Here is a 13244-nt window from a genome sequence, read left to right as displayed (position 1 = left end):
CTCAGCCCCGCCCGAACGGGGCGGGGTCGAAGGTGCCGTTGCGGGCCCGGAACTCCGCGGCCGAGCCCGGCCAGACGAGCGTGAGCCGTCCGCTCACCGGGTCCCGGTACCAGCTGCGGCACCCGTCCAGCCAGACGGTGCCCGCCGCCATGGCGTCGATCTCCCGCGTGTACGCGTCCTCGGCCGCCGCCGAGACCGCCAGCGGGCGCGGGTCGGCGTCGAGGTGGTCCAGCGCGCCCAGGAGGTAGTCGATCTGGGCCTCGATCGTGGTCAGCGCCGAGTTGTGGCCGAGGCCCGCGTTGGGCCCGCCCAGCACGAACAGGTTCGGGAACCCGGTCACCACGGTCGAGGCCACCGACGTCATCCCGCGCGCCGACCAGTGCTCGGCCAGCGTCGAGCGTTCCCCCCGCACCCGCTCGGCGTAGGGCGGCCGGGCCGCCCGGAACCCCGTGGCCAGGACCAGGGCGTCGACGTCGTGCTCCCGCCCGGCGGCGGAGACCACGGTGCGGGGGCCCGTGACCGCCCGCAGCGCCGTCGGTTCCAGCCGGACGTGCGGCAGCTGCAGCGCCGGGTAGTAGTCGTCGGAGAGCAGGACCCGGCGGCAGCCGATCTCGTGCTCGGGCCGCAGCCGCGCGGCCAACCCCGGGTCGCGGACCTGCCGGGCCCGGTGCTGCTCGGCCCGCTCGCGGGCCCGCCGCAGGGCCGCCGCCTCACCGCGACGGGCGGGAATCTGCCCCTCGAGCTCGGCGAACACCTGCTGCCGGTCGCGCTCCCCCGCCCGCCAGGGCCCGTCCCCGCGCGGCACGATCCACGGCGCGCTGCGCTGGAACACCACGAGACCGGCCGCGACCCGGGCCAGTTCGGGGACCACCTGCACCGCCGAGGCACCGGTGCCCACGACCCCGACCCGGGCCCCGCGCAGGTCGAGGTCTCCGGGCCAGCGGGCGGTGTGCACGACGGGTCCGGCGAGGTCGGCCAGACCGGCCACGTCGGGGAACCGGGGTTCGGTCAGCCGGCCCGCCGCGAGGACGAGCGTGCGGGCCCGCACGGCTCCCGCGCTGGTCTCGAGCTCCCACCGGCCGTCGACACCACCCGCGGACCCGTCCCAGCGGGCGCGCAGCAGCTCCGTCGACAGGCGCAGGTTCTCGCGCACCCCGTCCCGGCGCCCCAACGAGCGCAGGTGCTCCTGGATCTCGGCCCCGGGGGCGAAGACCCGGCTGTGGTCCACCGGCGCGAAGGAGAGGGAGTAGAGCGGGGCCGGGACGTCGCAGGCCACCCCGGGGTAGACGTTGTCGCGCCACGTGCCGCCCACCTCGGGCGCCCGCTCCAGGACGACGAAGCTCTCCCGCCCGCGCCCGGCCAGCCGCAACGCCGTGCCGAGCCCGGCGAAGCCCGCCCCGACGACGGCGACGTCGACCTCGGTCCGGTTCCCGGTGCTCACGCGGGGCGGTGTCGACCGTAGGTCGTGCTGCGCTCGCGCGGGGGGCGACCGAGACGGTCCGCGAGCGCCGCGACGTCGGCCCGGCTCAGCCGACGACCCGCCTCGGCCCCCGCGGCGGGGTCGAGGAGGCCGTCGACGAGCAGACCCCCGACGTCGTCGGCCCCGCTGCGCAGGGCCACCTCGGCCAGCGGCAGCCCGAGCTTGGGCCACGCCGCCTGCACGTGGTCGATCCGCCCGGTCAGCAGGAGCCGGGCGACGGCGTGCACCGCGCGGACCTCCCGCTCGTCGCGGGGGCGGGCCAGCCGGGCGGGGCCGTGCAGGCCGGGCGTGTAGGGCATGGCGATGAATTCGGTGAACCCCCCGGTGCGCTCCTGCAGCACCGTGAGGGCCCGCAGGTGGGCGACGACGTGGGCCGGGGTCTCGACGTGCCCGTGCACGAGGGTGGCGGTCGAGGGCAGCCCGTGCCGGTGGGCGGCCTCCACGGTCGCCAGCCACGCGGCTGCGGACGTCGGGGCGGCGGACGTCGGGGCGGCGGACGTCGGGGCCGCGGGGTCGCCCGGCCCGGTCAGGGCTGCGCGCACCCCGTCGTCGAGGACGAGCGCCCCGGTACCGGGGACCGATCCGAGACCCGCCGCGCGCAACCGCCCGAGCAGGTCCCCGACGGCGATCCCGTCGCGGGCGGCGGCGTCGGCGATCTCGGCGGGCCGGAAGGCGTGCAGGTGCACGGGCGCGGCCGTGGTGACGAGGACCACCAGGGCCTCCAGCTCGGCCCCGCCGACCCCGGCCGGCAGCGGTCCCTGGACGCAGATCTCGGTGGCCCCGAGGGCGTGGGCCTCGGCCACGAGCGCCCGCGTGCGGTCCGGGTCGGCCAGCGCGGTCGCGGTGTGCAGGTTGCGGTTCACGACGAAACCGAGGCGGTCGCCGACGGTGGTGGCGCGCCGGGCGTCGGCCAGGGCGGTCAGCCGGTCGAGCTCCGGACCGGAGGCGCCGAGCAGGGCCACCGCCTCGGCGTCGGTGAGCCCCGCCGGGTCGGTCGCGGCCCGCGCCAACGCCTCGGCGAGGGGGCCGGCCCCGGCGGTGGGGACGGGGGTCACGGGCAGGCGACCCACTCCGAGGTCCCGTCGGCCAGGTGCTGGTGCTTCCAGATCGGTACCCGGTCCTTGATCTCGTCCACGAGCCGGGCGCAGGTGCCGAAGGCCTCGGCGCGGTGGGCCGCGGAGACCGCGACGGCCAGGGCGCAGTCCCCGACCGCCAGCGGGCCGACCCGGTGGGCGACCGCGACGGCGTCGACCGCGGAGGTCTCGACGACCTCGGCCACCACCCGGGCCAGCGTCTCGCCGGCCGTGGGGTGGGCGACGTACTCCAGGCCGAGGACGGCGCGGCCGTGGTCGTGGTTGCGGACGTTGCCCGCGAAGGTGGCGACCGCGCCCGCCACCGGGTCGGCCACCAGGGCGGCGAAGCCGGCCACGTCGAGCTCCTCGGGCCCCACCCGGACCAGGGTCACGCGGCGTCCGGGGGTGCTCAGCCGGGAATCGTCCCGGGTGGGGGTGCTCACCCGGGTCAGGGTACGTGCGCGAGACTGCGGTGGTGGCACGTGGCACCCAGGCGGACCTCCCCGGCGACGGGGGCGCGGAACGGGACGGTCGGGACGGATCCGCCGGCCCCGACGCCGAGGGGGGCGCGACGGTTCCCGGGTGGACGGTGGTGGTCCCGGTGAAGGGGGGCAGCGCCGCCAAGACGCGGCTGGGGCTGCCGGAACGACAGCGCAGCGAACTCGCCCTGGCCATGGCCCTGGACTGCCTGGACGCCGTGCGGGCCACCCCGTCGGTCAGCTCGGTGCTGTGCGTGAGCGACGACCCGGTGGTGCGCGAGGCCGTCCTGGAGCTGGGGGTGGTGGTCGTGCCCGCCGGGGGCCCGGGGCTGGACCGGGCCGTCGTGGCCGGCCTCGCGGCGGCCGCGGGGGCGCCGTCGGCGGGTCCGGTCGCCGTGCTGGTGGCGGACCTGCCCGCCCTGCGCCCGGTCGATCTCGAGCACGCCCTCCGCGACGCGACGACGGGCCCGGGACCGGTCTTCGTCGCCGACGCCGACGGGACGGGCAGCGTCCTCGTCGCCGACCGGGACGGTGCCCCGCCGCACCGGTTCGGGCCGGGTTCGGCGGCCGCGCACCGCACCGCCGGGGCCCGGGCCCTGAGCGACCCTCTGCCCTCCCTGCGCCGGGACGTGGACACCCCGGCGGCCCTGACCGCGGCGGGGACGCTGGGTCTCGGACCGCGGACCGCGGCCCTGCGGGCCCGGACCACCCCCCTGCCCGCCCCCCGCCGCCGGCCCCGGTCGACGACGTCCGCCGACCCGCACCGCGACCGTCCCGGTCCGGAGCGCGTGGCCGCCGCGGTCGCCGACCTGCGTCCCGGCACCCCGCCCGCCGACGTGGAAGCGCTGCTCGCGGCCCGGGGGCCGGAGCTCGCCCGGGTGCTCGCGGCGGCCGCGACCGTGCGCGACGTCGCCCTCGACCGGGCCGGGCGCCCCGGCGTGATCACCTACTCCCGCAAGGTTTTCCTGCCCATCACGCGGTTGTGCCGGGACCGCTGCCACTACTGCACCTTCGCCACCACCCCGAACCGGGTCCCGAGCGCGTTCCTGTCCCCGGCCGACGTCCTGGCCGTGGCCCGGGCCGGGGCCGAGATGGGCTGCAAGGAGGCGCTGTTCACGCTGGGCGACGCCCCGGAGGACCGCTGGCCCGCGGCCCGCGCCTGGCTCGACCGGCACGGTCACGCGAGCACCCTCGACTACGTGGCGGTTCTGGCCGAGCTGATCCTGGCCGAGACCGGGCTGCTGCCCCACCTCAACCCGGGGGTGCTCGGTGCCGCCGCGCTGCGGGACCTGCGGCCGCTAGCCCCCTCGATGGGGATGATGCTGGAGACGACGTCGCGCCGGCTGTGGAGCGAGCCCGGGCAGGTCCACCACGGCTCCCCGGACAAGGACCCGGCCGTGCGGCTGCAGGTGCTCGCCGACGCCGCGGCCGCCGAGGTGCCGTTCACGACGGGCATCCTCGTGGGCATCGGCGAGACCCTCGCCGAGCGGGCGGCGACGGTGCTCGCCCTGCGCGCGGCCGCCGCCGCGGGCAACGTCCAGGAGGTGATCGTGCAGAACTTCCGGGCCAAGGACGACACCGCGATGCGCGGCGAGCGCGACCTCGACCACCAGGAGTACCTCGCCGCGATCGCCGTCACGCGCCTCGTGGTGGACGCCGACGTCTCGGTGCAGGCCCCGCCGAACCTGTCCGACCCGGGGCAGCGGGCCGACCTGCTCGCTGCCGGGGTGGACGACTGGGGCGGGGTGTCGCCCCTGACCCCGGACCACGTCAACCCTGAACGGCCCTGGCCGCAGCTCAACGAGCTCGCCGCGACGACCCGGGCGGCCGGCCTCGAGCTGGGTGAACGCCTGACCGCCCATCCTCGGTTCGTCCTGGACGCCCTGACCGGCTCCGAACGCTGGATCGACGCCCGGCTGCACCCGGCCGTGGCCGCGCTGGCCGACCCGGCCACCGGCCTCGCCCGGGCCGGGGCCCGGCCCCGCGGGCGGGGTCTGCAGCTGCGGGACGCCGGGTGAACCCCACCGACGACGGCCCCACCGACGCCGAGGTTGCGATGGCCCGCTACGCCGCCGCCCGGCTGGCCCCGGGTGCCCCGCTGCGGGTGGAGGAGTTCGAGGACTCCGCCGGCCGGACGCGGCTGGACGTCGCCGTGTTCCCCGACGTCCCGGTCGCCGGCCTGCACACCGTGGCGACGCTGTCGCTGCACCGCCACGCCGCGGCGGTCGCCGACCCCGCCGACCCGGTCGAGCTGCTGACCGTGCTGGAGTCCCCCGACGTCGACCTCGTCGCGGGCCTGCTGGCCGCCTGCTGCTTCGCCCTGGTGGCCGAGGGGGAACCCGCCCGGGCGGGGACGGTGCTGCCCGACGTGGCCGGCGACCTCCTCGAGGTGCCCGTCCCCCACCTCGTCCTGACCGCACCCGGAAGCTTCCCCGGGCTCTCCCGCTACCGCCTGGCCGACGGTGTCGACGTCCACTGGCTGCAGGCGGTCCCGCTGCACGAGACAGAACGGCGGCTCCTGCAGGAGCGCGGTCTGGACGCGCTGGAGGACGCGTTCGAGGCGGCCGGTGTGGACGTCGCCGACCTCTGGCGCAACCCCGTCGTCTGACCCGGCCCGTCGACCGGCGCCGACCCGGCGGGCAGGCCATGATCGGCGGCGTGACCCGTCCAGGGCCGTCGGTCGGCGGTGTCGGTGACCGGGCGCCCCACGGTCGCCTGCGCAGCCTCGACGCGCTGCGGCTGCTGGCCGCGCTCGGGGTGGTGCTGTTCCACTTCACCGCCCGTGACCACACCCGGTTCGGGTCGCTGCCGACGACCGTCTTCCCGCACCTGTCCGCGGTGACCGTGTACGGCTACGCCGGCGTGCACCTGTTCTTCGTGATCAGTGGTTTCGTCGTGGTGCGGTCGGCCCGCGGCCGGGGGGTGGCGACCTTCCTGGCCTCGCGGATCACCCGGCTCTACCCCGCCTACTGGGCGGCGGTGCTGATCACGGCGGCGCTGCGCTGGGCGCTGCCGAGCATCGACGACCGCAGCCCGGTCGAGGTGCTGCTCAACCTGACCATGGCCCAGGACCTGCTGGGGGTGCGCCGGGTCGACGGCGTCTACTGGACGCTCTGGGTGGAGTGGCAGTTCTACCTGCTGCTGGTGCTCCTCATGGTCGCGGGCCTGACCCGGGGGCGGCTGGTGCTGACCGCCGGGTGGTCGGCCACCGTCGGCACGGCTCTCGCGCTCCTCCTCGGCCCCGGGGCGCCGGTGCTGGCGGGCTTCCTCCCGGTCTTCGCGGCGGGGGTCCTCCTGCACGTGCTGCACGACGAGGGCCCGACCCCGGGGCGCTGGCTGCTGCTGGGCCTCGTCTGCGCCGAGGCGGCCGTGCTGGCCACGTTCCGGCAGGGCGAGGGGGTGGCCCGGATCGTCAGCGGGGTCCAGGTCCGACCCGTGGTCCTCGCCCTGGTCGTCCTGGCGGCGGTCGCCGCCGTCGCGGTGTGCGCGCTGGTGCCCGCGGTGCGCGACCTGGACCTCGCGGTCCTCACCGCGGCCGGGACCCTCACCTACCCGCTGTACCTGACCCACGAGTACGTCGGCTGGGCGCTCATCGGGGCCACCCGCGGACTCCTGGGGGCGTGGGGGGCCCTCGCAGCGGCCGTCCTCGGCTGTCTGCTCCTGGCCGCCGTCCTGCACCGGGTCGTCGAGCGACCGGTCCAACCGCGGCTGCGGCGGTGGCTGCAACCCCGCCTCGCCGCCCTCGGCGCGCGGCTGCCCACGTCCCTCCACGCCCGGGCCGTCGGTCCCGGGCGGTGATCAGGGACGCAGCCGGGCCGGGGCCTTGGCCTGCCACGCGGCGGTGAGGGCGTCCCGGACGTCGTCGGCGCGGGCGGCGTCGAGGGCCACGAGGTACCCGGCGAAGCGGGCGAAGTGTTCGATGTCGAAGAACCCCGGACGCTCCTCGGCCAGCACGGCCGCCTTCTCCCCCAGGTCCTCGGTGACCAGGGCGACCAGCGGACCCGTCGGCGCCTCCACCGGGGGGTCGGCGGCGCGGAACCGCTCCTGGTCGGCCTTGGTCAGCGGCCGCACCCAGGCGAACTTCCGCCCGGCCACCGCCCAGGCACGGTGTCCCCACGTCGTCGTCTCGCCGACCTCGGGCAGGGCCGTCACCGCGGCGACGAACCCGTCGAGGTCGAGATGCTCCTCGGACATGAACCTCTTGTAGCGCAGCGGGGCCGCTGCTGCCCAGCGCCGGACGGACCGGTCCGGGCGGACGCCACGAGGGCGGCCCTCCGAAGAGGACCGCCCTCGTGGGTGGAACGGGTACCGCGGGGCCGCCGGGCGGCCCGGGTCAGGCGTGGATCAGAAGTCCATGCCGCCCATGCCGCCGTCGCCACCGGCCGGGGCCGCGGAGGCCTTCTCCGGCTTGTCGGCGATGACGGCCTCGGTGGTGAGGAAGAGCGCCGCGATGGAGGCGGCGTTCTGCAGCGCGGAGCGCGTCACCTTGACCGGGTCGTTGATGCCCGCGTCGAGCAGGTCGACGTAGTCACCGGTCGCGGCGTTGAGGCCGAAACCGGGGTCGAGGTTGCGGACCTTCTCGGCCACGACGCCACCCTCGAGACCGGCGTTGACCGCGATCTGCTTGAGCGGGGCCTCGATGGCGACCTTGACGATGTTCGCCCCGGTCGCCTCGTCGCCGACGAGCTCGAGCTTCTCGAAGGCCGCGACACCGGCCTGGATGAGGGCCACGCCACCACCGGCGACGATGCCCTCCTCGACGGCCGCCTTCGCGTTGCGGACGGCGTCCTCGATGCGGTGCTTGCGCTCCTTCAGCTCGACCTCGGTCGCCGCGCCCGCCTTGATGACGGCCACGCCGCCGGCGAGCTTGGCGAGACGCTCCTGGAGCTTCTCGCGGTCGTAGTCGGAGTCGCTGCGCTCGATCTCGGCGCGGATCTGGCCCACGCGACCGGCGATGGCGTCGGCGTCGCCGGCCCCCTCGACGATGGTGGTCTCGTCCTTGGTGACGACGACCTTGCGGGCGCGGCCCAGCAGGTCGAGGTCGGCGGTGTCGAGCTTGAGCCCGACCTCCTCGGAGATGACCTGGCCACCGGTGAGGATGGCGATGTCGCCGAGCATGGCCTTGCGGCGGTCACCGAAGCCGGGGGCCTTGACGGCCACGGACTTGAAGGTGCCACGGATCTTGTTGACCACGAGGGTCGCGAGGGCTTCGCCCTCGACGTCCTCGGCCACGATCGCCAGCGGCTTGCCGGACTGCATGACCTTCTCCAGCAGCGGGAGGAGGTCCTTCACCGAGGAGATCTTCGAGTTGAGGATCAGCAGGTACGGGTCCTCGAGGACCGTCTCCTGACGCTCGGCGTCGGTGACGAAGTAGGGCGAGATGAAGCCCTTGTCGAACCGCATGCCCTCGGTGAGCTCCAGCTCGAGCCCGAAGGTGTTGCTCTCCTCGACGGTGATGACGCCTTCCTTGCCCACCTTGTCGAGGGCTTCGGCGATCAGCTCGCCGATGGAGGCGTCACCGGCGGAGATCCCCGCGGTGGCGGCGATCTGCTCCTTGGTGGTGACCTCCTTGGCGGCGCCGAGCAGCTGCTCGGTCACGGCCTCGACGGCCTTCTCGATGCCGCGCTTGAGGCCGAGCGGGTTCGCCCCGGCGGCCACGTTGCGCAGCCCCTCGCGAACGAGGGCCTGGGCCAGGACGGTCGCGGTCGTCGTGCCGTCACCGGCGACGTCGTCCGTCTTCTTGGCGACCTCCTTGACGAGCTCGGCCCCGATCTTCTCGTAGGGGTCCTCCAGCTCGATCTCCTTGGCGATGCTCACACCGTCGTTGGTGATCGTGGGGGCGCCCCACTTCTTCTCCAGCACGACGTTGCGGCCCTTGGGGCCCAGCGTGACCTTGACGGCGTCCGCGAGCTGGTTCATGCCGCGCTCGAGGCCGCGACGAGCTTCCTCGTCGAAGGCGATGATCTTGCTCATGCCTGGTGTTCCTCCCGAATGGGGCGGTGGCTGGTCGGACCGGCGCCCGCGACGGACGACCTGCCGGACCGGGGTCACGTCCCCCGGGCACCGCAGGCCTCACCGGACCGACCGGGAGTGCGAGGCTCCCGGGTCGAGATGCTGACACTGCTGTCACTCTCGACTCGAGAGTGCCAACCTCATGTTGGCACTCTCCCCGGGCGAGTGCAAACCGCCGGGGGTCGCCCACCAGGTCACCGGGAGGAGCTCCCGGACGGGCTCAGATCGCGCGGACGGACTCGGCCTGCGGACCCTTCTGCCCCTGCCCGACCTCGAACTCCACCCGCTGACCCTCCTCGAGGGAGCGGTAGCCGTCGGCGACGATCGCGGAGTAGTGGACGAAGACGTCGGCGCCACCGTCGTCGACGGTGATGAACCCGAAACCCTTCTCCGCGTTGAACCACTTGACGATGCCCTGAGCCATTGCGTTCTCCAGTGGTGCGATCAACCGAGGGCGCCGACGGTGCGTCACCGGCAGCGGGTCTCACCTGCGCCGCCGGGGACGGGGGCGAATGATCGACCGGTCGTCAGCGTAGTGGCGTGCCGCCCGGATGGGCAGGGAATGAACGACAAACGTGAACGGGTGAACGTCACAGGAATGTCACGAATTAAATGCGCGGTGAGCAGGACCGGGGTCAGAGGGCGCCGACGACGTCGAGCAGGGGCCGGGCCACGGCCCGCACCAGCGCGAGCGCCGCGAGGAGCAGCAGCAGGGCGACCACGACCCAGACCACGACGAGGACCGCCACCCCGAGCGGAGACCGGCGGGTGCGGTGCGCCCCGCGCCGCTGCGGCAGCTGGCGGCCGCGACCGCTCAGGGCTGGACCCCGAGGCGGCGGGCTGACCGGTTGCGCTGGCGGGTGGACCGCATCCGGCGCAGCCGCTTCACGAGCATGGGGTCGTGGCGCAGGGCCGCCGGGGAGTCGATGAGGGCGTTCAGCAGCTGGTAGTAGCGCGTCGGCGAGAGGTCGAAGAGCTCACGGACCGCCTGCTCCTTGGCCCCGGCGTACTTCCACCACTGCCGCTCGAAGGCCAGGATCTCGGCCTCGCGCCGGCCGAGCCCCTCGGGGAGCCCCGCTCCGGCCGGACCGTCGTGGTCCGTCCCGGGGCCGGTCCCCACCTGCTGCTCGACCCGCTGCACCGCGTCGCCGTCCACGCGCGACCGCCTCCCCCGTCATCGTCCTGCGCCCTCACCTTAGGCAGGAACTACACGGCTGTCATTCCCCGCCCGGCGCGTCGCCCGGCCCCGGCGCGCCTCGACTAGGTTCGGCGGGTGACTCCCGCCGCAGGCGTCCCGCCCGTCCCGCCCGCCCCGTCCGAGCCGGCCGTCGGGACTCCTGACGGCGACCCCGCGGGGCTCGGCCTGGACACCCTGGACGCGGGGTGGGCGCGGGCCCTGGCCCCGGTCCACCCGCGGCTGCGCGAGCTCTCGGCCTGGCTCGCGACCGAGGCCGACTGGCTCCCCGACCCGGCGTGCGTGCTGCGGGCGTTCCGCCAGCCCTTCGCGGACGTGCGCGTCCTGGTGGTCGGGCAGGACCCCTATCCGACGCCCGGCCACCCGGTCGGGCTGTCCTTCGCGGTGGAGCGTCACGTCCGCCCGCTGCCGCGCAGCCTGGTGAACGTCTACAAGGAGCTGCACGCCGACGTCGGCGTGCCCGTCCCCCCGCACGGAGACCTGACGGCCTGGACGCGGTCGGGGGTGATGCTGCTCAACCGCGTCCTCACGGTGGGGGCGGGGGCGTCGGGGTCGCACCGTCGGCGCGGCTGGGAGGAGGTCACGGCCACGGCGGTCCGGGCCCTGGCCGGACGCGGGACCCCACTGGTCGCGCTGCTCTGGGGGCGCGACGCGCAGACGCTGCGACCGCTGCTCGGCGACGTCGCCGTGGTCGAGGGGGTGCACCCGAGCCCGCTCTCAGCGTCCCGGGGGTTCTTCGGGTCCCGGCCCTTCAGCGCGATCGACGCCCTGCTCAGGGAGCAGGGCGCCGACGCGGTGGACTGGAGGCTCGACCTCGACGGGTGATCCCGCCGGACCGGGCCGCCCGGTCAGCTCTTGAAGACGTCCTTGACGTTCTCGCCGGCCTTCTTGGCGCTCGCCGCGGCCTGGTCGTTGCGACCCTCGGCCTCGAGACGCTCGTTGTTGCTCGCGCTGCCGGCCGCCTCCTTGACCTTCCCGGCGACGTCCTGGGCAGCGTTCTTGATCTTGTCTGCAGCGCTCACGACAACTCCCTCTGAGTCACGGCCCTCCTGCGCGGAGCCTCGTGGCTACACCGTAAAGCTGGGCCCCGCGGGCCGCACCCGGAGTCGATCGGCTCCGGGAGCAGGCCGACCGCCGCCGACGGTCAGCCGCGGACGACGGTCACGCTCGGCGGCGTCTGCAGGGTCTGCGCGATGACGCAGTACCGCTCGGCGAGGGAGACGAGCTTGCCCTCGGTCGCCTCGTCGGCGTCGGAGGAGAAGGAGAACGTGATGGTGACGTCGGTGATCCCGACCGGGGCCTCCTTGGACACCCCGAGCGTCCCGCGGGCGTCCCAGTGCGCGTCGACGGTGACCGAGGCCTCGCGCAGCTGCACGCCCATGGCCGTCGCGACGCTGCGCAGGGTGACCCCGGCGCACGCGGCGACCGCCTCGCAGAGCATGTCGGCCGAGCACGCCTCGGTGCCGTCGCCCCCCGCGGCCCGGTGCAGCCCGGCGCGGGTGGTGCCGGCGAACCCGTCGACGGAGACCCCGATGGTCTGCCCGTCCAGGACGGCGACCGCCCGCGCCGGGATGCGGGCCTGCTCCGGGTCCTCCCGGTAGGTGTCCTTGAGCGGCTTCTGCAGTGCACGGAGTTCGGTCGCGTCCATGCGCCGGAGGCTAGTTCATCGTCGCGACCCCGCTCGGTTAGCGTCCGGGCATGAGCGAGACGAGCACCCCGAGCCCCCGGCTGCGCTACCGGTTGCTGACCGGGCCCGACGACCGGTCGTTCTGCGAGAAGGTCTCCGCGGCCCTCGACGACGGCTACGTCCTGCACGGCAGCCCGGCGATCGCGGTCGGACCGGACGGTCCGGTCGCCGCGCAGGCCGTGGTCCTGCCGACCCCGCTCGCCCCCGGCGAGGTCTGAACCCTCCGCGGTCCGACACCCCTCAGCGGGGGCAGACCGCCCGCCAGGCGTCGGCGCGCATCTCCCAGCGCACGGAGGTGCGCGGGTCGCCCACCTCGCCGTCGGAGTTGAGGCGGAAGTGCCCGCTGCGCGCGCTCACCTCGACCACGTGGCCCCGGGCGGTGGTGACGTCCTGGCGTTCGACGTGGACCCCCTGGCGCAAGCCCCGGGCGAAGCCGACCCGCGCCCACGGCGAGGTCGACGTCGACACCACGACGTCGGCGACGCCGTCGTGCGGGTCGGCCCCGGGGACCAGGGGTGCCCCGCCGCCGATGGTCCCGCCGATGCCGACCCCGACCATGAGGACCGGGCGGTCCCCGTCGACGAGCACCTCGCCGTCGACCTCGACGCGCAACGGGTAGCCGCGCCCCGCGCTCACCCCGGCCCAGGCCGCCCCGACCGGGTAGGCCGCGGCCCCCAGCGACGACTTCCACCGCTGGGCGCGGGCCGTGGCCGAGGCGCCGATGCCCGCGTGCACCGTGTTGACCGTCACCCGGTCGAGGTCGTCGACCAGCAGCTCCAGGCCCCGCGGCGTGCCGGTCGCGGCCACGACCGCGGCGGTCACCGGTTCCAGCGGCAGCCGCAGCGACCGGGCCAGGTCGTTGCCCGTCCCCAGCGGGATGAGCCCGAGGGGCCCCACGGCGTCGGCGGCTCCCGCGTCGTGCAGCAGCTGCAGAGCGGTGTGGACGGTCCCGTCACCCCCCATCAGCACCAGCCGGCGCCCGCCGGGGTCGAGCAGGGTGTCGCGCAGGTCCTCGAGGGTCTCGGTGAGGCGCAGCTCGGCGTCGGCGTGCCGCGCCAGCTCGCGCATGACCGCGTCGAGCACGGCGGCCTTGGCCGTCCCGGCCTTGGCGTTGGCCACCGCGAGGATCCCCCGCGGTTCGTCGTCGCTCAACGGTTGCTCCTCCTCCGACGTCCCGGACGCGGACGACCCGCCCGCCCCCGACCCAACGCCCTCGGCCCCGGGTGCGTGCCCCCGGTCCCCCGGCGCAGCCGAACCTTCGCAGCATCACCCCACCCCCGCACCCCACCCCCGCACCCCACCCCCGCACCCCACCCCC

At 75.5% G+C, this 13244-nt stretch carries 14 protein-coding genes and 2 pseudogenes; 6 read left to right on the top strand and 10 right to left on the bottom strand.

Going from position 1 to position 13244, the window contains the following annotated elements:
• Nucleotide 1: 1 nt before the first annotated feature.
• Genes ACFFKU_RS07475 through ACFFKU_RS07465 form a run of 3 tightly spaced genes read right to left on the bottom strand, consistent with a single transcriptional unit; the run spans nt 2 to nt 2996 of the window.
• Nucleotides 2–1441 carry a flavin-containing monooxygenase gene (locus ACFFKU_RS07475; RefSeq protein ID WP_380136887.1) on the bottom strand — a complete coding sequence of 480 codons (1440 nt, stop codon included), beginning with the start codon at nt 1439–1441 and terminating at the stop codon, nt 2–4.
• Entirely contained in the window at nt 1438–2535 is a 1098-nt protein-coding gene (locus ACFFKU_RS07470) for an FO synthase (RefSeq protein ID WP_380136885.1), read from the bottom strand. Before ACFFKU_RS07470 ends, ACFFKU_RS07475 begins: the two co-directional genes overlap by 4 nt.
• Nucleotides 2532–2996, bottom strand: a complete 465-nt coding sequence (locus ACFFKU_RS07465; protein WP_380136883.1) for a molybdenum cofactor biosynthesis protein MoaE — start codon at nt 2994–2996, stop codon at nt 2532–2534. Before ACFFKU_RS07465 ends, ACFFKU_RS07470 begins: the two co-directional genes overlap by 4 nt.
• Nucleotides 2997–3010: 14 nt before the next feature.
• Between ACFFKU_RS07465 and cofC the strand changes: the two are divergent.
• The 4 genes and pseudogenes from cofC to ACFFKU_RS07445 form a co-directional block, all read left to right on the top strand.
• Nucleotides 3011–3703, top strand: a pseudogene (gene cofC, locus ACFFKU_RS07460) (2-phospho-L-lactate guanylyltransferase); the annotation flags it as partial.
• 42 nt (nt 3704–3745) lie between these two features.
• Nucleotides 3746–5041 (top strand): annotated as a pseudogene (gene cofG / locus ACFFKU_RS07455) (7,8-didemethyl-8-hydroxy-5-deazariboflavin synthase CofG); the annotation flags it as partial.
• Nucleotides 5042–5046: 5 nt separating this feature from the next.
• Nucleotides 5047–5640 carry a suppressor of fused domain protein gene (locus tag ACFFKU_RS07450; RefSeq protein WP_380136882.1) on the top strand — a complete coding sequence of 198 codons (594 nt, stop codon included), beginning with the start codon at nt 5047–5049 and terminating at the stop codon, nt 5638–5640.
• A gap of 50 nt (nt 5641–5690) precedes the next feature.
• Nucleotides 5691–6830, top strand: a complete 1140-nt coding sequence (locus ACFFKU_RS07445) for an acyltransferase family protein (protein ID WP_380136881.1) — start codon at nt 5691–5693, stop codon at nt 6828–6830.
• Here ACFFKU_RS07445 and ACFFKU_RS07440 read toward each other — a convergent pair whose 3' ends face one another.
• The 4 genes from ACFFKU_RS07440 to ACFFKU_RS07425 all read right to left on the bottom strand — a co-directional run bounded on the left by ACFFKU_RS07440 (nt 6831) and on the right by ACFFKU_RS07425 (nt 10164).
• Nucleotides 6831–7226, bottom strand: coding sequence for a hypothetical protein (locus ACFFKU_RS07440; RefSeq protein ID WP_380136879.1), 396 nt, complete (start codon nt 7224–7226; stop codon nt 6831–6833).
• Between the two features lie 150 nt (nt 7227–7376).
• On the bottom strand, nt 7377–9005 hold the full coding sequence (gene groL, locus ACFFKU_RS07435) for a chaperonin GroEL (protein ID WP_380136878.1): 1629 nt from the start codon (nt 9003–9005) through the stop codon (nt 7377–7379).
• 259 nt (nt 9006–9264) lie between these two features.
• On the bottom strand, nt 9265–9468 hold the full coding sequence (locus tag ACFFKU_RS07430) for a cold-shock protein (RefSeq protein ID WP_380136876.1): 204 nt from the start codon (nt 9466–9468) through the stop codon (nt 9265–9267).
• 390 nt (nt 9469–9858) lie between these two features.
• A complete protein-coding gene (locus ACFFKU_RS07425; protein WP_380138035.1) occupies nt 9859–10164 on the bottom strand; it encodes a DUF3263 domain-containing protein in 306 nt (101 codons plus the stop codon).
• A 243-nt stretch (nt 10165–10407) separates the two neighbouring features.
• Here ACFFKU_RS07425 and ACFFKU_RS07420 point away from each other — a divergent pair, with 243 nt between their 5' ends.
• Nucleotides 10408–11064: a uracil-DNA glycosylase gene (locus tag ACFFKU_RS07420; RefSeq protein WP_380138034.1), complete on the top strand. Its 657-nt coding sequence runs from the start codon at nt 10408–10410 to the stop codon at nt 11062–11064.
• A gap of 23 nt (nt 11065–11087) precedes the next feature.
• Here ACFFKU_RS07420 and ACFFKU_RS07415 read toward each other — a convergent pair whose 3' ends face one another.
• Together ACFFKU_RS07415 and ACFFKU_RS07410 are read right to left on the bottom strand one after the other, a co-directional pair.
• Nucleotides 11088–11261 (bottom strand): CsbD family protein, encoded by a 174-nt coding sequence (locus ACFFKU_RS07415; RefSeq protein ID WP_380136875.1) that lies wholly within the window; start codon nt 11259–11261, stop codon nt 11088–11090.
• 122 nt (nt 11262–11383) lie between these two features.
• Nucleotides 11384–11887 carry an OsmC family protein gene (locus tag ACFFKU_RS07410; RefSeq protein WP_380136874.1) on the bottom strand — a complete coding sequence of 168 codons (504 nt, stop codon included), beginning with the start codon at nt 11885–11887 and terminating at the stop codon, nt 11384–11386.
• Nucleotides 11888–11937: 50 nt separating this feature from the next.
• On the opposite strand from ACFFKU_RS07410, the gene ACFFKU_RS07405 reads away from it, so the two are divergent.
• Nucleotides 11938–12144 (top strand): DUF1737 domain-containing protein, encoded by a 207-nt coding sequence (locus ACFFKU_RS07405; protein WP_380136873.1) that lies wholly within the window; start codon nt 11938–11940, stop codon nt 12142–12144.
• A 22-nt stretch (nt 12145–12166) separates the two neighbouring features.
• Here the strand turns inward: ACFFKU_RS07405 and ACFFKU_RS07400 are convergent, their stop codons facing one another.
• Nucleotides 12167–13078 carry a diacylglycerol/lipid kinase family protein gene (locus tag ACFFKU_RS07400; protein WP_380136872.1) on the bottom strand — a complete coding sequence of 304 codons (912 nt, stop codon included), beginning with the start codon at nt 13076–13078 and terminating at the stop codon, nt 12167–12169.
• Nucleotides 13079–13244: the final 166 nt, after the last annotated feature.

This window comes from Kineococcus gynurae (genome assembly GCF_042433995.1).
In the GTDB taxonomy this organism is placed as follows: Bacteria; Actinomycetota; Actinomycetes; order Actinomycetales; family Kineococcaceae; genus Kineococcus; species Kineococcus gynurae.
Note: the sequence above shows the minus strand (reverse complement) of the source record. Positions and strands in the feature narration are given on the sequence as shown.